The sequence below is a fragment of the Ciceribacter sichuanensis genome (genome assembly GCF_024055605.1).
Classification (GTDB): Bacteria; Pseudomonadota; Alphaproteobacteria; order Rhizobiales; family Rhizobiaceae; genus Allorhizobium; species Allorhizobium sichuanense.
Genome location: NZ_JAMXLX010000002.1, coordinates 628,549 through 648,415 on the forward strand (window position 1 = coordinate 628,549; position 19,867 = coordinate 648,415).

Here is a 19,867-nt window from a genome sequence, read left to right on the forward strand (position 1 = left end):
AATGCAGAAAAGATAGAGACTAATGAAAGAGCTGGACCGCCTCGACCGCAAGATCCTCCGCACGCTGCAGAAGGAGGGACGACTGACCAACATCGAACTTGCCGAACGCGTCCACCTTTCACCAACCGCCACAGGCGAGCGCGTCAGGCGGCTGACGCGGGACGGCTTCATTACAGGCTACATGGCTGTGCTCTCTCCGCAGAAGCTCGGACGTGGTCTGCTCGTCTTCATCGAGGTCAAGCTGGACCGCACCACGCCCGATATCTTCGATGCCTTCGCCGCCGCCGTCAAACGTTCCGACGACGTGATGGAATGCCATATGGTGGCCGGTGGCTTCGATTATCTGGTGAAGGCGCGCGTGGCCGGCATGGAGGCCTACCGGCAGTTTCTCTCGGAAGTCATCCTGCCACTCCCGGGCGTGCGGGAAACGCACACATATGCTGTCATGGAAGAGGTGAAATCAGGCTCATCCCTACCAATTTGAGTTTACAGCAACGCTCTGATTTTGCCCAAGAAATTAACAGTTCACCAAGGGTGCTCGAAATTTGATCGACAGCACGCGAAAAAACGCTGGCTTTTCGTTGCAACTGATATATTTGTTAACGTTAACATACTTGTGTTTGTCAACTTTCGATAGTCTTCATTATGATCGCGGAACGTCAGTCTCTCCTGAGCGACGAAATTTCGAACAGCCGGACGCGCCCAGATTTCATGCGCGGCATGGTGCGCGTTGCAGGGGAGTTTGGCCTCGATCACGTGACGATCCTGTCGGCCCCCGGGCCGAGCGACGTGCTGTTGGCCCCCTTCGTGCTGGAAAGCACCCTGCCCGCACAGTTTGCCCGCGAGTTCGACAAGAATTTCTTTCTCCGCGCCTGTCCTATCCTGCCGCGTCTCAGACAGTCGATCCTGCCCCAGACATGGCACCTCAGGGATGGTGAGTGTACGAACGGTCGCAGTTTTCCGCCAGCGATGCGCGAACTGATGGAACGTTACGGACTGATGATGGGCATGATATTCCCGGTGACGTCTGTGGACGGCAACCGCTTCCTTTTGCGTTATGACGGCGACCGCCCTCGCCTGCCGCAGGTGGAGCTGAACGAACTCAACATGATCAGCCTGCATGCCTTCGACGTCTTCGACCGCATGCGCCGCGCCGAGCTGGTCAATCCCAACATCCTCTCCGCGCGCGAGCTGGAAGTGTTGCGCTGGACCGCGCAGGGCAAGACTTCCATCGAAATCGGTCAGATTCTTTCCCTTTCGGACCACACCATCAACGCCTATATGACGAATGCCATCAAAAAGCTTGATTGCGTGAACAGGACCCAGTTGGTGGCCAAGGCCATACGTCTAAAGCTCATCAACTAGCTGCTGATTCGTCCCGCTCCAGCTGTGGCCAGCAGGGGGGCCAGCAGGGGGACAGTCCATCGTGCCGCTTCGTTTCGACCAGTTTCAGCAACGGGAATTCCAGGATTGCACCAGCGTTGGGCTGGACGAGCATGAGGTCGTGGACCTCATGCAGGAATTTCACCTGTTCGGCTTCTGGCGCATCGATCTCGATACCGGACTGTTCTACGCGACGCCCGACGTCTTCCGGATTTTCGGCCTGACGGCCACCGACGGAAAAATGAGTCTCGTCGAGTTCAGCTCCCGCATTCATCCCGACGACCTGCCCATGTTGATGGAAAGCTTCGAACGGACCTGTCAGCACAAGCAGAGCTATCACAACATCTATCAGGCGCTCGGCGAAGACGATCACTACAAATATGTGCGCACCGTCGGACGTTTCCGGGAAAAGCCCGGCACCTCGGGCGAAATCATCGGCATCACCTATGAATTCTTCGAGCGCCTGAGAACCGTCGCCTTTTCCGATGGCCTCCAGAACTGACTGGGCAGATAGCTGAAACAAGAAAGGCCGGTCGGCATCCTTTCCGACCGGCCTTCTGTTTTACTTATCTCCTGCCCCGTCAGCGCTCGAGGACGGAGCGCAGTTCCACCATGTTCGAACGAACGCGAAGGATATAGAAACCCATCGTCGAGAGATGGTTGGGCATGATCCAGCCGTCTTCGGCGCCATTGGAGATGATCGCCGGCTGTATGCGGAGGGCGGAATCGAGCTGCTTTTCCATTTCCGTCCAGATGGCCGTCAGGTTCCGTTCGCGGATCACATCCAGGAAATCCGCGCGGGTCGCGCGCAGCAGCGCATACTGGGCATAAAGCTGGCCGTAGGCGAACCAGAAACGGTCGTCGGCGCGCGTGTCGAACCAGCCGGCATGATATTCCTCCGAACGGCGGCGCAGGATATCGGAGGTATTGCCGAGATCGTTCGCCATGCGGTCGAGCACCTGGGTCAGGTTGTCGGCGCGCGCATCGAAGACGGCCTTGCAGGTTTCGAGATCCGAATTGAACTTGCGCCAGCTGTTGACGGCCGAACGGTAATAGGCGGGCGTCGGCGTCTTGAAACCGAAGGGATTGGTGCCGAAGTACCAGGTGCCCTCGTCGAACTGGATATTACCGCGCGCATCCTGCAGGTCGTTGTTGATACCGGAGGTGCCGCGCACACGGCCGAGATTGTCTGCAAGCTCGATCGCGACGCGACGTACAACCTGGTTCACGCCGCGCTGGAACGATGCCTTGTTGTCGAAGAAGGGCGTGTGATCCCAGTCCATGCCGAACAGGCCGAGTTTGTAGAGCAGCGTCGACGAGATCCAGATATTCTGGTTGACGTTGAAGTCCGTCAGGTCGGCGGCAATCGTCACGATCGCCGAGTTCTGGCAGGTATTGGGCTTGTCGGGAACGGCGGCACCGGCGGCAATGGTTCGCTGGTTGAAGTCGTAGCCATTGACCATTTCCGGATTGAAATTGTGCCAGGCCTGGGTCCGCCAGACGAACTGGCCGTAGAACACGAGCGCAATGACGATCAGCAGCAGGATCGGCCCCTTGATCATCCAGTTGCGGCGCTGGTACCAGCCGTGCGCAGCCATGAACGGCCAGAACAGCCCAGCGAACACCAACCCGATGCCGCGGCCTATGGCGGCAAGGATGCGCCGGAAAAACGCGAAGACCGGATCAAGCATTGTCGTCGTCTCCTATGCCGTAAAGGCGTTTGCGGAAGGCAGCTTTGTCCTGCAGATAGGTTTGCGTAAGTCGCGTTACAACGAATTCGCGAAATACGTCGCTATATCCTTCATAAGCTTCATAAAAGCCCTGTTTGTCGAAAATGAACCGCGACACGAAGTCCGAGGGCACCATTTGCGAGATCAGCCGGTTGGTCAACCACTGGTCGGCATGGTCGGGGCGGGCCCGGATCAGCAGGAAACGGTGCTCGGGGCCCACATCGGCGATCTTGATACTGCCGGTCGCAGCAATCTGCCGCAGCATTTCCTGCAGGAACGGATAGGTGCCGTCCCGCGCGATCAGTTCCGCGTTGCGGTGGAGGAAGGTCTGCAGCCACACCGCATCGATGCGGGAGAAATCAAGCGCCGGATCGGCCTGATAGGCGAGCGCCAGAGCCACCATTTCGGCACGATGAGCAAGGAGACCGGACGCATCCACCCAGCTTGCCCGCGGCAGTTCGATCCGCCCGGTCTTCGCCAGAAAATCGAAGATCGTCGCCGGGTCCTTGGCTGAGATATAGCTGACCTGCCACGGACGCGACCGACGAAAACCCGGAGCTGACGGATCGCAGATGACAGTGGTGATCTTGTCATCGACGAAGACATAGACCCCGCCGAAATGATTGGCCCAGAAGGCATCGTGCCGGAAGACCAGCTTGTCGGGTACGAGCATGTTCTGGCGGATATCGCCCGTCAGCTTCGCCAGCTCCACCATGCGGTTCAGCATCGCGTCGTCACGCCAAGCCTCCGGGTCGGTCTGCAGCCGGTCGGCGAGCTGCCGCAACTCGCCCGCCTTGCCGAGCACATCCTCCGCGGAAAGCACCCGGAACTGCACCTCGTTGATCGACAGAAGATCTTCGAGGCTTTCCACCGTGGAGACGGAATCCTCGATCTCGCCGTAGAGCGCATCCTTGATGGTGATCGCGTTGATCGCCCGCGCATTCGCCCGGTAGAATTCGTGCATCAAGCCGGCGGTATTGGAAAAGCTCGTATGGACGACCGGCAGGTTCTCCTGATCCGGCGTCATGATGATGAAACGCCTGTTCACCCTGTCAGGATCGAGATAGTCCTTATCACCAAGCTCCGCCGCGATCTGCGGTGAAAAGCCGGTCATGTCGATATCGAATTCGGCAAGCGCCGTCGGCCTCAGGCCAAAGCCCGAAAGCGCCTTGTTGTAACGCTCGATCAGATGCGGCTCACGAATGGTCAGCAGCCTGCCATAGATGAGTTCGGCTTCGAGAAGACGGTTCACGGCTGCCACTTCCCTTCCCGCTTCATCGTCTCGATCTCGCTGACCGCCCTTTCGCGCAGGCGTTCGCGCCGCACGATATCCGCGACCGCGGCGTCGTCGGACTTGTCGGCATAGCGGAATTCGCTGTCGGCGTAGCGGTTGATCTCTTGGCAGACCATCTCCATCGTCACGGGGCCGCGAAGCTCCGCGATCATCGCTTTCTTCTCGTCGTAGCTGCGATGCATGAAGGCTTCGGGTGCTGCAAACCACTCGTCCGGCAGTTCCACATCCATCACCCGCATCTTGATCGCGTCGGTGATGTTCTTGATCGCACGACCGGTGAAGCGAGGTTCGGCCAGCTTGATCTCGTGAAGATAGGCGCCGATATCGGCCAGCGTCTCGATCCTGCCATGGTTCTTCTCGAATCGCTGCCAGACAGCCACCAGCCCATCCTCTTCCGGACGGTTATGCTTGTCATAGGAAACGGACACCGCCCGCTTGATTTCCTGATTGGCGAAAAGCTGGTGCTCGCCGAGCGGGATCGAATGGTTCTTGCCGATCAGTAGCGCGAAGATGTCGATATAATCGGCCTCGCTCTGCGGCCCGTCGATCAGCCAGCGCGCGCCGGCCCGCTGGCGGAGCGCATCGTCGACATTCTCTGGATAGTTCGAGAACATGCCGAAGCAGCAATTGCCGCGCACCACGGTCGAAGCGCCGGCAAAGCTCTCCATCAACACCGCCGTCACCTCATGCTGGCCGGCCGACGCCCGGTCGTCGGAACGCTTCGCCGCCACCTGATCGACGTCGTCAATGGTGCCGAAACCGATGACGCGGGGATTCGTGACGTTGTCGATGAAGGCCTTGCAGTTCTGGCCCGACTTGCCCTGATAGGAGGAAATCTGGTCGACGCCGAAATTCTCGTAGTGGAAGGTGTAATCAGCCACCTGGCAATAATCGTTCAGAAGCCCTGCCAGCATCTGGATCAGGATGGTCTTGCCGGTGCCCGGCATGCCGTCGCCGATGAAGGTGAAGAGAAAACCGCCCAGCTCCACGAACGGGTTCATCTGCCGGTCGAAGTCATAGGCCATCATCATCTTGGCAAGCTTCATCGCCTGGAACTTGGCGATGTGATTGCCGACGATTTCCTCCGGCTTCTTGAAGGTCATGGAAAGCGGCTTGCGCCGCGCGCCCGGCGCGACATCAAAACCATCCAGCGTGAAATCGTCCTGATCGATGCGAATATGGGTGTTCTCGAAGACCGAGAGGCCCGTGAACCGCGCCTTCCGACCGATCAGCCCGTCGATGGCCGCGCGTGCAAAACCTCTGGCACGTCCGACCAGCGTCGCCTCGTCAGCCGACCCGGCAATCGCGGCGTCGAGCCCGGCGACCATACTTTTCAGCGCATCCTGCGGGGTATCGAACAGGAAATCCGGCTCATGCGCGTCGTTGACAGGCTCACCCTCGCCCTGCAGCGTCGACAGAAGATAGGCGGCGAGAGAAAACGCCGCGACATAGGCCGATGCGGAAAGCAGCGACTTGAACCGGCCAGCATCCTCGCCCTGCAAGGGGGCGGAAAGATTGCGTGCCTGCAACTGCTCAAGATCGGTCTGACGCGCGAACACATCGGCAATCGCCAGTGCCACCTGAATGCCGCGGCGAACGCGATAGAGCACCGCATGCTGCTGCGGTGTCATCAGCGGATCGCTGCCACCGCCGACCGCCTGCACGGTCTTCGACAGTTCGGCCTCCCGCGTGCGACGGACCGATCCCGTCGAAACCGTCGGCACGAAGCGCCTGCCGGTGCCGGCAAGCGGCGTGCCGCTCCCAGCTCCATCTCCCGCATCGATCACCACCGCGCGGGTCACAAGCCCCTGCGCCACCGCCAGATGCTTGCGGATCTCGTCCTCGCGGATGGTCGTCAACCCGGCATTCAGTCCGTTCATGATGCTAGACCTCGCTGACCACGTTGTTGCCGGAAATCACATGGACCTTGTAGTTGCCGAAGATGGCATTGGCCTCGCCCGAGGCATAGAGCGCCTGATAGGCGTCGTGCGGCACCAGCGCATGCTTTTCATAAGCCGAAACGCCCATGCGCGCCGCTTCGAGATCGCCCGTCTCGATGTGGAATTCCTGCGTGGCCGGCGTCGAGGAGAAGAAACCGCGCTGCGCCGGGCGCTCCGCCTTGGAAAACACTTCCTGCATCGTCCATGTCAGGAGCCAGGCGTTTTCGGGCTTGCGCACCCGTGACAGGATTTCGTTGATGCGGGCATTATTCTCCGTGATCCCCGCCGAATAGAAGGGGCCGAGCACGATACGCCGGAGAAGCTTCGGATGCAGCGTCGGGAAATCCTTGTCCATGTTGGTGGCGATCGTCGCCGGCGTCAGCGAATAGGCGCCGTTCTTGCCGGCGAAATCGTCGAACTGCGCGGCAAGTTCCGGGTTCAGCAGCCCCCCCACTGGAAGCGGAATATCGACGTAGGAACTAAGCTTGCCGTCCTCTCCCACCAGTAGTTTCGCGACATTGGCGGAACTGTCCTCAATGCCGGCGATATAGATCATCGGCAGCGTGTTGGTGCCGTCGAACACGGCCCAGTTCACCACGTAATAAGGCCTGCGGCTCGCCTCATTGACCGTCACGCGAACGGTTTCCGGCAGCACATAAGGCGAGAAGATCGCTCCCCGGCCGATCTGCTCCAGATAAAGCCGTTCCGCCATCCGCGATTGCAGCGCCTCGGGAAAAGCCTTCTGCCGCAGGATGAAATCGACCATCTCGGTCCGTAGCGCCGCCGCCTCGGGGATTTCGGCAAGCCGCTTCTCCGCGCTCGTCCGGTCGTTTTCCAGCTCCAGCACGTTCTGGAAGACTGGAAAGCCGCTTTCCGCCTTTGAAATGCGGAACTGCTCGGTAAAGCCGATACGGTTTTCCCAGCAGGCGAAGGAATTCTTCAGACGCTCGACATAAGGCAGGAGCAGCGCGCCGGCCACCCCGCTGCCCGGCAGCACCAGATCAGGATTGCGTAGGTAGATCTCAAGCCCGCCGAGTGCGGCCCGGATCGACTGGAAATACTGGGCGACCGGCCCGTCGACCGCATTCAGCATGGCACCCGCCCTGTTGTTCTTTTCAGCTCAAGGCCAGCGGAGGGTATTTCCGACACGCTTGCGTCTCCAATGCGCCAGACATCAAAACTCGGCATTACGCCCGGCCGATCAGGACTTCACATAGTTCGCCGCGTTGTGCTTTTCGAGCACGGCCTGGAAGCGGCGGGCAAAAGCCTCATCGGCCAGCTTCTTGCGGCGCTGGATGTCCTGCGTCGAAAGCATGTTCTTCTCGTGCAGTTCGAGAAGATCGCCGATATGGCGCTGGGCGGCGGAGCCGATGCCGGCCATGGTCTCTTCCGCGGCGGTGTCGACCTGGCTGCCGAGCGTGTTGATCTTGTGGGCCACATCCTGCTGGGCGGCGGTCTTCAACGAATCTTCCAGCGCCTTGTAGAGCACGATGCGCTGTTCGGTATCGATCGTCAGCTTGTTGATCAGCGTGTTCTGTGCGGCGATCTGGTTGTTGAGCGAATCGACGAAGGTCTGGAACATCGAGGTGTAGCGCTCGAGCGTCTGGCTTTCCGCCAACAGCTCCTGTTCCTTGGCCTGCATCTGGTTGTATTCGGTGGCAAGCTTCGAACGCGCGCCTTCCAGCTCGGTGCGGGCCGACTGGTCCGTCGAGGCGGCAATCTTGTTCTCGATGTCGAGCAGCATCGGGTTGAGCTCCTCGATCCGCTTCTGAGTCGCTTCAAGGCTGGCTATCGTGCCCTTGCGGCGCTCGATCACCTGGATCAGGCTGGCCTCGGAACTCTTGTAGCGCTGGTCGAGCACGCCGCGCTGATCCTTCAGGATACCGACAATGCTGTCGGACTTGGAAAGCAGTTCCTGCAGGTTTCCGGCGAGCGACATGTTGCGAACGCGTTCGGTGCGCATGCGCTGCGCGCTCTGCTTGGAAAAGATGCCGATGAACTTCTCGTAGCCGGTATAGCTCTTCATGCTCTCGAATTCGGAGCCGAAGACATTGGTCGCATCCTCCAGCCCGATGATCAGGTCGGCGATATTCGCCTCCATCACCTTCTGCTGGTTGATGACATCCTGGATACGGGCGTTCTCGATGTCGAAATTGACGTCGCCGAGCTTGGTTTCAGCCTTGGCGAACTGGTCGAGAACGACGCTGGACTGCTCCAGCTTGCCTTTCATGTCGTTGACGATACCGCGGGTCTTTTCGATTTCGCTGTCGAAGGACTGTAGCGAGGCCATGCTGGTTCATCTCCCGAAATGAATAAATGAGCGGAAAAACTGCCGCTTTCTATTTGGCGAACTTATCTTATTTCTTTCATTTGAAAACCCGATAACGGCAAAAGCCGGGCAGTTGCCGCCCGGCTTTCCATTAAAAAACAAGGCCCGGAGGATCAGAGGCCGAGAGCGGTGATTTCCGCGTCAAGCCGCTCACGTGCTTTCTTCGGCAGCTTTCCGGTCTTGATCGCATCCAGATTGGCCGGCGCACCCTCACCGACCACGACCAGCGCCACCATGCCCATTCCGACATGCGGCGTGCACTTCACGACATAGGCGCCTTCCTTGTCGACCGTAACCTTGAAGGCCTCGTTCATCTTGCCCTTGGCGAGTTCGACGCCTTCCGGAACCATGTCCTTCATATAGGCGGCGTCATGCCCCTTGTCGGTAGGGACGAAGGTGATGGTGTCACCGACGGCAGCCTTCACGGTCGCCGGCTCGAACACCATGGCATCGCCGTTGGAGCCCTTGTTCAGCATCTTCACTTCTATATCGGCGGCAAGGGCCGGAAAGGCAAAGAGACCGGCAACCGCCGCGGCGCCGACGAAACGAATGATCCTGTTCTGCATGTGTCACTCCTGAGCAAAAACCGCACCCTGCGGGTTATCCGGATGCGTTTCTAACGGAGTGAACAGCGGCCATCCTTGACTAGAATCAAATGCGGCAAGCCGACGCATCCGACCGGCACAGCCGGCCGGATGCGTCTTTCGTCAATTTCAGTTTCCGCCAGCCGCCGGGTTCTTGAGATAGGCGATCACGTTGGCAATATCATCCGGCTTCTTCAAGCCGGCAAAGGCCATCTTGGTGCCGGGAACAAGATCCTTCGGCTTCGGCAGATAGGCCGCGAGCTCCTCCTCGCTCCACACCTTGCCCTGGCCGAACGTGGTCATGGCCGGAGAATATTTGTAGTCGGCGACGCTCGCCACCGGACGACCGATGATCCCCATCAGCGTTGGGCCAACCTTGTTCTTCGCCTCGGTCGCCGTATGGCAGGCGGCGCATTGCTTGAAGACCTTTGCGCCGGCAACCGGATCGCCATCGGCAAGGGCCAGCCCCGCGGGAAGAACCATGGCCGCAGCCATGATCAGACAGTGAAGTTTCATAGTGTCTCCTCTCTCGAAAAACCGGCGCCCGGCACCGGCGGCGCAAGCCAGGAGGGAGCCTATCCCCTTCCGGGAACATTGGCCACAGGACGCTTTGATGCAGCCCTCCCGGCCGTTGAAAACTCCCCCGGCAAAGGATCGTTCCGGCTTACGGGCAAGAGTTTTCGACGGCCTGTCGTAAAAAAATCGCTGCGTCGCAAACAGGGTGTGCGATCCGCCGCAAATGCACCGGGCGCGCTTGCTTTTGTGGGGTATTGAATGTTGACTTGGGAACATTAAAAAACACTGGGAGTCAAAAATGACGAAATTCCATTCCTATCGGCTGACGCTTGCGGCAGCTGCATCCGTTTTTGCCATGGGCCTTGCACCGGCCATGGCGGCAGAAGCCGAAAGCTGTAAGGCCGTGCGTTTCTCCGACGTCGGCTGGACCGACATCACCGCAACGACGGCAACGGCTTCCGTTGTGCTGAAGGCTCTCGGTTACGAACCGACCACCACGGTCCTTTCCGTTCCCGTCACCTATCAGTCCCTGAAGAACAAGGACATCGACATGTTCCTCGGCAACTGGATGCCGACCCAGGAGAACGACGTTCGCCCCTTCCTCGACGACAAGTCGGTCGAATCCTTCGGCCCCAACCTCGAGGGAGCGAAGTACACGCTCGCCACCAACGCCAAGGGCGCTGAACTCGGCATCAAGGACTTCAAGGACATCGCCGCCCACAAGGACGAGCTGGAAGGCAAGATCTACGGCATCGAGCCGGGCAATGACGGCAACCGCCTGATCCTCGACATGATCGAGAAGGACACCTTCGGCCTCAAGGGCTTCGAAGTCGTCGAATCCTCCGAACAGGGCATGCTAGCCCAGGTCGCCCGCGCTGAGAAGGATGGCACCCCGGTCATCTTCCTCGGCTGGGAACCGCACCCGATGAACGCCAATTACAAGATGAGCTACCTCACCGGCGGCGACGACATCTTCGGGCCCAACTTCGGCGGCGCCACCGTCTTCACCAACATTCGCGCCGGCTACACGACCGAATGTGCGAACGTCGGCAAGTTCATCACCAACCTGAAGTTCTCGCTTCCCATGGAAAACGAAATCATGGGCAAGATCCTGAACGACGGCAAGGATCCGGAAGTGGCAGCAACCGAATGGCTGAAGGCTAACGGCTCGGCCGTCGAGCCGTGGCTTGCCGGCGTGACGACCTTCGATGGCGGCGATGCAGCCGCCGCGGTCAAGAGCGCCCTCGGCCTCTGATATCCGAATGCACCGTGGTGGCGTATACTGGTCGCCACGGTGCGTTTTGACAGTCGAATTTCCCGAAACTTGAGACGGATGGCAACGACGTGATCTCGTTACCCGATTGGCTCGCCGATTCCAGCGGCAAACTGAACATCGGCCCCTGGGCCAAAACCGGCGTCGACTGGCTGACGAACAATGGCGAGTGGTTTTTCGACCTGCTCTCCTATTCGCTGGACCGTGTCATCAAAGCGCTTCTCTACGTGCTGCAGGCGCCGCCGCCAATTGCCGTCATCATCGCAATTGCCGCCCTTGCCTATTGGCTGCGCCGGTCCATCGCGATTACCCTCTTCACCTTCGTCGGCCTGCTGCTCATCATGAACCAGGGCTATTTCAAGGAAACCATGGAGACGCTGGCGCTGGTTCTCGCGGCGACGGCTGTCAGCATGCTGCTTGGAATACCGCTCGGCATCGCCGCCGCCCGCCGCGCATGGGTCTATGCCGGCATGCGCCCGGTCCTCGACCTGATGCAGACCATCCCGACCTTCGTTTACCTGATCCCGGCGCTGATCCTCTTCGGCCTCGGCATGGTTCCGGGCCTGATCGCCACGGTCATCTTCGCCATCCCCGCCCCGATCCGCCTGACGCGGCTGGGGATCATCTCGACGCCGCCGGCGCTCGTCGAAGCCGCGATCGCCTTTGGCGCCACTCCGACGCAGGTGCTGCGCAAGGTCGAACTGCCCTTCGCCATGCCGCAGATCATGGCCGGTCTGACCCAGACCATCATGCTGTCCCTGTCGATGGTGGTTATCGCCGCCCTCGTCGGCGCAAGCGGTCTCGGCGTACCGGTCGTTCGCGCGCTCAACACCGTGAACATCGCCAAGGGCTTCGAAGCCGGCCTCTGTATCGTCATCCTCGCGATCATCCTCGATCGCATGTTCCGCAGCTCCGAATCGGGAGACGACGCATGACCGACGCCGTCATTTTTGGAAACGTCGATATCGTCTTCGGCGACAATCCCGAGAAGGCGCTTGCCCTCGTCGACCAGGGCAAGACCCGTGATGAGATCGGCGCAGAGACCGGCCTCGTGCTCGGCGTCGCCGGTGCGTCGCTCGCGGTCAAGGAAGGCGAAATTCTCGTGCTGATGGGCCTTTCCGGCTCCGGCAAGTCGACGCTGCTGCGCGCTGTCAACGGCTTGGCACCTGTGGTGCGCGGCAATGTCAGCGTCAGAACTACCAACGGCAACGTCGATCCCTATCGCGCCAGCCCGAAGGCCCTGCGCGACCTGCGCATGCACACGGTCTCCATGGTGTTCCAGCAGTTCGGTCTGCTGCCATGGCGCACGGTTGCGGAAAACGTCGGCTTCGGCCTCGAGCTTGCCGGCGTGCCGGAAGCCGAGCGAGCCAAGACGGTGGCCGAGCAGCTCGCGCTGGTGAACCTCGCCAAATGGGCGGACCGCAAGGTCAACGAACTCTCGGGCGGCATGCAGCAGCGCGTCGGCCTCGCCCGCGCCTTTGCGACCGGCGCCCCCATCCTCCTGATGGACGAGCCTTTCTCCGCGCTCGACCCGCTGATTCGTACGCGCCTGCAGGACGAGCTTCTGGAGTTTCAGTCGCGGCTCAAGAAGACGATCCTGTTCGTCAGCCACGATCTTGACGAAGCTTTCCGCATCGGAAACCGCATCGCCATCATGGAAGGCGGTCGCATTATCCAGTGCGGAACTCCGCAGGAAATCGTACAGAATCCGGCCGACCAATACGTCACGGATTTCGTCCAGAACATGAACCCGATCAATATGTTGACGGCCAAGGACATCATGGCCGCGGGTCTCGATGCCCCCACGAATCAGGGCACGGTCGCCGGCACGGCGAAGCCGGAAACGCCATTGATCGAGATCCTCGATGCGCTTTCCCGCCATCCGGGAACGATCGGCGTTGTTGACAATGGAGCCGTCATCGGCACCATCTCCTCCCAGGATGTTGTCAACGGTCTGACTCGGCACCGCCGAAGGGGCTGACCGGGGTCAAGGGGCGCAACGCGCCCGGGGGAACGGGAGTGCATGTCGGACAAACCATCAGTCATTCGCGAAACGGATGACGAGGCGCGCGGTCTCGCGCGCCGGCTTCTGCGTTCGGCGCGCTATGTTGCGCTTTCCGTTATCGATCCGGACAACGGCTTCCCCTCAGTGAGCCGGGTTCTGCTCGGAACGGACACGGACGGCTCTGCCATCATCCTCGTTTCCGGGCTTTCCGCTCACACGAAGGCTCTCCTCGCCGACAACAGGGTTTCCCTTCTGGCGGGAGAACCGGGCAAGGGCGACCCGCTCGCCTATCCGCGGGTGACCGTTCAATGCCTTGCGGAAGCCGTTGAACACGGAAGCGCCGAGCATGGTCGCCTGCGCGCCCGCTTCATCGCGCGCCATCCGAAGGCGAAGCTCTATATCGACTTTCCCGATTTTCGTTTTTTCCGACTCGTACCGCAGACCGCAAGCCTTAATGGCGGCTTCGGCAAGGCCTACATTCTGCCCGGGGAAGACTTCCTGATTCCCCCGGAAAAGGCCGGCGATTTTTCCGGTCATGAGGACGCGATACTACAAGAATTAATGGTTAAGTTTCCGGAGGCCGCCGAAGTTATCGCAACCACCCGATGCGGGCAGGAATCCGGAAAATGGGCTTTTTGTGGCGTGGATAGGGCAGGAATCGACCTGATTTGCGGCGATTTACTGGTTAGATACGAATTTGGGTATCTAATGGCCATGAGGACTGAATTGAATTCAGTCATATCTAATACAGCATACCCGGTACCTTAAATTTAGGCATATACAATTAGCCGCTTCTTGTTAGAGTTTGATCATAGCTAATTTGAAGGATTGCAAACGGTCGCCTCTTCCCAAGGGGGGCTCCGACAAAGGAAAGTTGAAGTCATGAAAACCAAAGCTTTGTCCGAACAGTCGATTGCTGCAGCCGGTCTTCTCTCTGCGATGGCCAACCCCAAGAGACTAATGATTCTCTGCTCCCTCGTTGAGGGCGAAGTTCCGGTCGGCGTTCTCGCAACGCAGGTGGGCCTGAGCCAATCGGCTCTCTCCCAGCACCTCTCCAAACTCCGCGCCCAGAAGTTGGTGAAGACCCGCCGCGACGCGCAGACGATCTACTATTCCAGCACCTCCGAGTCGGTCATCAAGATCCTCGAAACGCTGGAAGACATCTATTGCCAGACCAGCGCCAGCAAAACTGCTGCCTGATGACAGCGCTGCCACGCTGGCAGCAATAATCCGCAGGTCAGCTGTCTCGGCCCGACCGGCAATATATGGCAATCGACATTGCCAAACCGGATCATTCCCGACCGGCGGATCTTCGATCCGCCGGTTTCGTTTTTATAAGTCTGGCCTGCCCCCCAGATATCGCAAAGAACCTTGCGAAGGGAGGCGGGCGGACCGATCAGCTTCCGAGCGTTTCCTTGTCGTTACGGCTGAGCACGATCAGCGCCGGACGCGCCGGCAGACCGTCCTTGAAGTCCGGCCAGTTGGTGCCGGCATCGGCAATGGAGGTCGCATCCTCGTCATCGTCGAAACGCAGTTCTCCGGGATGCTGGATCGAGACGAAGACCGTCCTGCCATCCGGCGTAAATGTCGGTGAGCAGCATTCGGAACCGACCGGCGCCACGTAGAAGAGCTTCGGAAGCGCCCGTCCCTCGCCCTCGGTGTCCATCACGAACAGTGCATCGGCAATGCCGACCGGCGGCGGACCGTCGGTGGCAACCCATAGGCGACCTGCCGGATCGACCGACAAGTTGTCCGGATCGGTGAACCAGCCGTTTTCGGAGGTCGCCGGATGAAACATCGCCCCTTCGTCGGCCACAGCCGGATTGCCGCAAAGCACGAACACATCCCAGCGGAAGCTTTCTGCCGCGAAGTCCGGCTTGTCGGAACTGCCGGGCGGCACGAGTTCCAGAAGGTGACCATGCGGGTTGGGGCCGCGCGGGTTGGCCGGGTTGACCTGCTCGCGCTCCTCACCCTCGCCGGCGGCGAGGCGGTCCTCGTTCTCCGTCATAGCGACGTAGAGCTTGCCCGTCTTCGGATGCACGACGAAACCTTCCGGCGCGTCCATCGGCGTGGCACCGAGAAGGTCGGCGGCACTGCGGGTGTTGAGCACGACATCCGCCTGGCTCTTGAACCCCGCCTCGGCCGTCAGCGCTCCCTCGCCGGCAACAAGCGGCAGCCATTGCATCGTGCCGTCGCTGGAAAACTTGGCGACCGAAAGCGTGCCGTTGTCGAGCAGGTCCCGGTTGGCGGCGCGGTCGTTCGGGTTCCACGGATCGCGGCTGACGAAGCGGTAGAGATATTCGAAGTCGTCGTCGTCGCCCATGAACACCACGACGCGGCCATCCGGAGCCACCGCACACTGCGCACCCTCATGGGTGAAGCGGCCAAGCGCCGTACGCTTGACCGGCCTTGCCGTCGGATCGAGCGGGTCGATCTCCACTACCCAGTCGAAGCGCATCCATTCGTTCGGCTCTTCCTCGAACCTGAAGCGCGGTTCGATGCGACCGACGCCGTAGATGTCGTTGTCTTCCTCGTCCCAGCCCTGACGCTCCACGAGTTCCTGGTTCGCCAGCGTCTTGAAGTCGCCCGCAAACACGTCCATCGAGCCTTCCTCGCCGGAAAGCATGGTGCCCCAGGGCGTGATGCCGCCATTACAGTTCGAAATCGTGCCGAACACGGTTTTGCCGGCCGGGTCGGCCTTGGTCTTCAGACGGTCGTCGCCGGCGGCGGGACCGGAAATCGCCATCTCGGTGCCCATGTGGATGCGGCGACTGAGCTTGCCGTCCAGTACGACCTCCCACTTGCCGCCGGCCTTGCGCACCTCGAAGATCGAAAGACCGACCGACGCCATGATCGCGCGGATCTGGTCATCCGTGAGCTTCTCGCGATAGTCCTCGTCCGTCAGGCCGGGGAACATCAGGAAGGGCGTCGCATATTCATGGCTGACGATCATCAGGCCATGATCGGAGCTGTCCGAGCCGAAGGGCAGCGGCATGTAATAGGTGAAGTCGTTGTTGTAGCCGAACTGGCGCTCGGCCGCCTTGCCGTCGAGCTTGGCCACGTCGAACGCAGGGCTGTCGGCAAACAGGGCATCCCCCCAGCGCACCAGGATCTGGCGGCCATAGCCTTCCGGCCAGTGGTCCTCGCGATCGCGCACACGCTTGAGTTCGTTGAACCTGAGTGTGGAAACCTCTGCAGCCCTGGCTTCGCCGCCGATGAACGGCATGGCGACGGAGCTGCCGGCAATCGCCAGAAGGCCCTTCAGTACGCTGCGGCGCTCGATGCCGGCGGCAAGCACCTCTCCATAGGTTTGTGCAAATGCGCGGCGCGGATTGGGGCGCGCCCGGGTTTTCTGGCGGTCGGACATCTCAACTCCCGATGAATGAATGGATTTAATGAAACGGATGCAAGCAATCGCGTGCCGGCTGCGCCGGCGGCCGGCAGCTTATGCAAGCCGCAAGAAGCCTTGATGACGGAGAAAAACGCGCGACGGGCTTGCTCCCTATTAGGAAGAGCATCTTATCCGATGCACAATAGGGCAGCGCTCACAGGGCATTGAAAGGAAAGAGAATGGCGGTTCCGACCAGCAAGGGCGAACTCCTTCAGGCGATCGAGCGGGAATACGACAAGCTGAAGCGCGAACTCGGCCAGATGCCGTTTGCCCGCTGGCGGGAAAGAACGATGGAAGGCCATGCGAGCGGCACCTCTATGAGCGTTCACGATCTCGTCGCCTATCTGGTCGGCTGGAACGAACTCGTTCTCAAATGGCATGCGCGCAAGATGGCCGGCGAGCCGGTGGACTTTCCCGAAACGGGCTACAAATGGAACGAACTCGGACGCCTGGCGCAGAAATTCTACCGGGATTACGAAGCGCTGGATGATGAGGAATTGCTGGAGAGACTGGACACGGCAAAGGCTCGAATCATCGGCCTGATCGAACAGGCTGACGACGAAACGCTCTATGGCAGGCCATGGTACGAAAAGTGGACCGAAGGGCGGATGATCCAGTTCAATACCTCGTCGCCCTATGCCAATGCCTGCGGCCGACTGCGCAGATGGCGCAAGAACGATTGCACGGCATCCGCAGCGACGTGATGCGTACCGCGAACAGTCTGCTCGACCTTTTTCCGTCTGCGTGTTTCCGCTAGGGCGCCATGCGTCCATTCTGAAGCACAAAGGACGCTCCAAGGTCTTGAATCTGCGCATCGTAGCTTTCCGAAAAGCGATTCCGATTCCAGGGCCGATGCGCTAGGCTCCAACAAAACAAGAAAAGCCCCAGGGGAGTCTCGAAGGTTGGCCTTCGTAACATTCAAGGAGAAACGGAAATGAAACTGAGACTGCTGGCGGGTTCCGCCATCGTTGCATTCATGGCAACCGCGCCTCTGGCGCACGCCGAAATCGTCATCGGCCTGATTGCCCCGCTGACCGGACCGGTCGCCGCCTATGGCGAGCAGGTCAAGAACGGTGCCCAGGTTGCCGTCGATGAAATCAACAAGAAGGGCGGCATTCTCGGCGAAACCGTCGTTCTCAAGCTGGCCGACGATGGCGGCGAGCCCAAGCAGGGCGTTTCCGCCGCCAACCAGCTCGTCGGCGAAGGCATCCGCTTCGTCGTCGGTCCGGTCACCTCCGGCGTTGCAATTCCGGCTTCGGACGTTTTTGCTGAAAACGGCGTACTGATGGTCACCCCGACCGCAACCGCACCCGACCTGACCAATCGCGGCCTGACCAACGTTCTGCGCACTTGCGGCCGTGACGACCAGCAGGCCGACGTGGCGGCGAAATACGTTCTTGCCAACTTCAAGGACAAGAAGGTCGCCATCATCAACGACAAGGGTCAGTACGGCAAAGGTCTCGCCGACGCCTTCAAGGCAACGCTCAACGCCGGCGGCGTGACGGAAGTCTTCAACGACGCACTGACGGCCGGCGACAAGGACTTCAGCGCGCTGACGACCCGCCTCAAGGCTGAAAGCGCCGAAGTCGTCTACTTCGGCGGTTATCATCCCGAAGGCGGTCTCCTGGCCCGCCAGCTCGCCGACCTCGGCATCAAGGCCCTGATCATTGGCGGCGACGGCCTGTCGAACAGCGAATACGCCTCCATCGGCGGCGACGCTGCGAACGGCACGATCTTCACCAACGCCTCCGACGCGCTGAAGAACCCCGACTCCAAGGCCGCAGCCGACGCGCTCGCCGCGCGCAATATCCCGGCAGAAGCCTTCACGCTCAATGCCTATGCTGCCGTCGAAGTGCTGAAGGCCGGCATCGAGAAGGCCGGCAGCGCCGAGGATGCGGAAGCAGTCACCACCGCGCTGAAGTCGGGCGAAGCAATCCCGACCGCCATCGGCAAGGTCACCTACGGAGAAGCCGGCGACCTCACCTCGCAGGCCTTCTCCCTGTTCAAGTGGGATGCCGGCAAGATCGTCGCCGTGGAATAAGCCACGCATCGTTTAGACGAATAACGGAAACGGCCGGCAGCGGCCGTTTTCTCGTTGAAGGAACGCACTGCAACGTCAGCCTGACACCGTTGCGCCCATCAGGCCCAAGCCATCAGACCTTGCCCATCTGCGCCTTCAGATAAGTTGCGGCAGTGGCGTAGCCTCCCATGGCGCCATCGACGAAATGCATGTGATTGCGCCGCACCGCCGAGGGAACGATGCAGGTCATCAGTGCCTCATCCTGTTCATGCAGACCGAAATAACAGATGCCCCGAGCCTGGGCTTCACCCAGCTTCTGCCGAATCTGCGCAAGCCGCACCACATCGACATCCACCGTCATTTTCAGACCGTCCTCGAACTTGCGGAAATCGGTGTTGCGGGCAACTCCCTGCCGGTATCCGTTGGCGCTGAACCGCCCGAGCGACGCATTGAAGCTGGCGAGAACACGCACCAGAACCACCTGGGCCGAAATCCCGAGCGTGTGTTTCACCCGCGCCCAGCCGAAGCCATATGGTGACCGGGCCTTGGCCTCGAGCCTGATCCCCTCCTCCGTAAAGCCCACCTCCGGACCGGCAGCCGGCACTGGATGGCCGCCGCGACCATCCTCGTTCGAGAGATCCACGAGATCGATGACCAACCGGCGGAATGCTTCCATATCACCTTCCGGCTTAGGCAGGACGATGATCGAGACGATGCGCCCGTAGCTCGCGGCTATCGGGTTCCAGCGGCAGGACAGGCCGGACAGATCGGGGCGAGCCCCCTTAGGCGCGGATGCGATGCCGTATTCACCCAGCTTCATACGCGCCTCCGCCCAGCTGCTACCGCCGCCGGAAAACATCGCATAGGAAATATCATTGCTGGCATTGAAACGCGCCACACGCACGTCGAGCCCGTGATGCCGGATATCCTCGACCGGCACGATGGAGGCGCGCATGGCGAGATCCATGTCGTCACGCACCCAGCTCAACACCCGCGCCAGCGTTTCCCTGGCAATCTCGATGGAAGCGGGAGGCACTGCAACGACAGCTCCGTCGCCGCCGAAGACGAAGGGCAGATCGTATTTTTCGAGCGCGTTCAAAAGTGCGGAGATCACGCCTGCGCCGGCCATGTTGACCGCCTTGTAGCGGCCACCGTCTATCGCCCCCGTAGAGTTGATGACATCCGCGACAGCCAAGGCCCAGCCATCCGGCAAGGGCTCGTATTTCAGGGTGTCGGCGACATCCCCGAATTCATGCAGAACCGGCAGGCGTTGAAGGAATTCGTCAGCTGCGTTGGCCATGGGATAAATATCGTCTTCTCCTGGCAAAAATCCAGTGCTGGCCGCGCCCATAAATATCCCCGCGCCGCGACGTCATAGCATCGGGAAAGCGCTATCGGCACC

At 60.4% G+C, this 19,867-nt stretch carries 19 protein-coding genes; 10 read left to right on the forward strand and 9 right to left on the reverse strand.

Features of this window, described 5'->3' with window-relative positions:
• Nucleotides 1-22 precede the first annotated feature (22 nt).
• The 3 genes from NBH21_RS09280 (at nt 23) to NBH21_RS09290 (ending at nt 1,885) form a co-directional block, all read left to right on the forward strand.
• Nucleotides 23-484: an Lrp/AsnC ligand binding domain-containing protein gene (locus NBH21_RS09280; RefSeq protein ID WP_099058513.1), complete on the forward strand. Its 462-nt coding sequence runs from the start codon at nt 23-25 to the stop codon at nt 482-484.
• A gap of 149 nt (nt 485-633) precedes the next feature.
• Nucleotides 634-1,365, forward strand: coding sequence for a helix-turn-helix transcriptional regulator (locus tag NBH21_RS09285; protein WP_250916406.1), 732 nt, complete (start codon nt 634-636; stop codon nt 1,363-1,365).
• Nucleotides 1,366-1,426: 61 nt separating this feature from the next.
• Nucleotides 1,427-1,885, forward strand: a complete 459-nt coding sequence (locus NBH21_RS09290) for a PAS domain-containing protein (RefSeq protein WP_250915772.1) — start codon at nt 1,427-1,429, stop codon at nt 1,883-1,885.
• A 79-nt stretch (nt 1,886-1,964) separates the two neighbouring features.
• On the opposite strand, the gene NBH21_RS09295 is transcribed toward NBH21_RS09290, so the two are convergent.
• The 7 genes from NBH21_RS09295 to NBH21_RS09325 all read right to left on the reverse strand — a co-directional run bounded on the left by NBH21_RS09295 (nt 1,965) and on the right by NBH21_RS09325 (nt 9,776).
• Nucleotides 1,965-3,074, reverse strand: a complete 1,110-nt coding sequence (locus tag NBH21_RS09295; RefSeq protein ID WP_250915771.1) for a DUF2333 family protein — start codon at nt 3,072-3,074, stop codon at nt 1,965-1,967.
• Nucleotides 3,067-4,365, reverse strand: coding sequence for a DUF6638 family protein (locus NBH21_RS09300; protein WP_250915770.1), 1,299 nt, complete (start codon nt 4,363-4,365; stop codon nt 3,067-3,069). Before NBH21_RS09300 ends, NBH21_RS09295 begins: the two co-directional genes overlap by 8 nt.
• Nucleotides 4,362-6,287: an AAA family ATPase gene (locus NBH21_RS09305; RefSeq protein ID WP_250915769.1), complete on the reverse strand. Its 1,926-nt coding sequence runs from the start codon at nt 6,285-6,287 to the stop codon at nt 4,362-4,364. The genes NBH21_RS09300 and NBH21_RS09305 overlap by 4 nt, the downstream gene beginning before the upstream one ends.
• Before the next feature lie 4 nt (nt 6,288-6,291).
• Complete coding sequence (locus NBH21_RS09310) at nt 6,292-7,440, reverse strand: hypothetical protein (protein ID WP_250915768.1); 1,149 nt, start codon at nt 7,438-7,440, stop codon at nt 6,292-6,294.
• Nucleotides 7,441-7,548: 108 nt separating this feature from the next.
• Complete coding sequence (locus NBH21_RS09315) at nt 7,549-8,637, reverse strand: hypothetical protein (protein ID WP_250915767.1); 1,089 nt, start codon at nt 8,635-8,637, stop codon at nt 7,549-7,551.
• 152 nt (nt 8,638-8,789) lie between these two features.
• Nucleotides 8,790-9,242: a pseudoazurin gene (locus NBH21_RS09320; protein ID WP_250915766.1), complete on the reverse strand. Its 453-nt coding sequence runs from the start codon at nt 9,240-9,242 to the stop codon at nt 8,790-8,792.
• A gap of 147 nt (nt 9,243-9,389) precedes the next feature.
• Nucleotides 9,390-9,776, reverse strand: coding sequence for a c-type cytochrome (locus NBH21_RS09325; RefSeq protein WP_250915765.1), 387 nt, complete (start codon nt 9,774-9,776; stop codon nt 9,390-9,392).
• A gap of 355 nt (nt 9,777-10,131) precedes the next feature.
• Between NBH21_RS09325 and NBH21_RS09330 the strand changes: the two genes are divergently transcribed.
• The 5 genes from NBH21_RS09330 (at nt 10,132) to NBH21_RS09350 (ending at nt 14,254) form a co-directional block, all read left to right on the forward strand.
• On the forward strand, nt 10,132-11,031 hold the full coding sequence (locus NBH21_RS09330; RefSeq protein WP_250916405.1) for a choline ABC transporter substrate-binding protein: 900 nt from the start codon (nt 10,132-10,134) through the stop codon (nt 11,029-11,031).
• A 92-nt stretch (nt 11,032-11,123) separates the two neighbouring features.
• Nucleotides 11,124-11,984 (forward strand): choline ABC transporter permease subunit, encoded by an 861-nt coding sequence (gene choW, locus NBH21_RS09335; RefSeq protein WP_163905773.1) that lies wholly within the window; start codon nt 11,124-11,126, stop codon nt 11,982-11,984.
• Nucleotides 11,981-13,030: a choline ABC transporter ATP-binding protein gene (gene choV, locus NBH21_RS09340; protein WP_250915764.1), complete on the forward strand. Its 1,050-nt coding sequence runs from the start codon at nt 11,981-11,983 to the stop codon at nt 13,028-13,030. Before choW ends, choV begins: the two co-directional genes overlap by 4 nt.
• A gap of 42 nt (nt 13,031-13,072) precedes the next feature.
• Nucleotides 13,073-13,822 (forward strand): HugZ family pyridoxamine 5'-phosphate oxidase, encoded by a 750-nt coding sequence (locus NBH21_RS09345; protein WP_250915763.1) that lies wholly within the window; start codon nt 13,073-13,075, stop codon nt 13,820-13,822.
• 114 nt (nt 13,823-13,936) lie between these two features.
• Complete coding sequence (locus tag NBH21_RS09350; RefSeq protein WP_099058525.1) at nt 13,937-14,254, forward strand: ArsR/SmtB family transcription factor; 318 nt, start codon at nt 13,937-13,939, stop codon at nt 14,252-14,254.
• A 196-nt stretch (nt 14,255-14,450) separates the two neighbouring features.
• Here the strand turns inward: NBH21_RS09350 and NBH21_RS09355 are convergent, their stop codons facing one another.
• A complete protein-coding gene (locus tag NBH21_RS09355; protein ID WP_250915762.1) occupies nt 14,451-16,421 on the reverse strand; it encodes a PhoX family protein in 1,971 nt (656 codons plus the stop codon).
• Nucleotides 16,422-16,624: 203 nt separating this feature from the next.
• Here NBH21_RS09355 and NBH21_RS09360 point away from each other — a divergent pair, with 203 nt between their 5' ends.
• Both NBH21_RS09360 and NBH21_RS09365 read left to right on the forward strand, forming a co-directional pair.
• Nucleotides 16,625-17,149 carry a ClbS/DfsB family four-helix bundle protein gene (locus NBH21_RS09360; protein WP_250915761.1) on the forward strand — a complete coding sequence of 175 codons (525 nt, stop codon included), beginning with the start codon at nt 16,625-16,627 and terminating at the stop codon, nt 17,147-17,149.
• 230 nt (nt 17,150-17,379) lie between these two features.
• A complete protein-coding gene (locus tag NBH21_RS09365) occupies nt 17,380-18,486 on the forward strand; it encodes a branched-chain amino acid ABC transporter substrate-binding protein (protein ID WP_250915760.1) in 1,107 nt (368 codons plus the stop codon).
• Nucleotides 18,487-18,598: 112 nt separating this feature from the next.
• Here NBH21_RS09365 and NBH21_RS09370 read toward each other — a convergent pair whose 3' ends face one another.
• Nucleotides 18,599-19,765 carry a DUF3095 domain-containing protein gene (locus NBH21_RS09370; RefSeq protein WP_250915759.1) on the reverse strand — a complete coding sequence of 389 codons (1,167 nt, stop codon included), beginning with the start codon at nt 19,763-19,765 and terminating at the stop codon, nt 18,599-18,601.
• Nucleotides 19,766-19,867 lie beyond the last annotated feature (102 nt).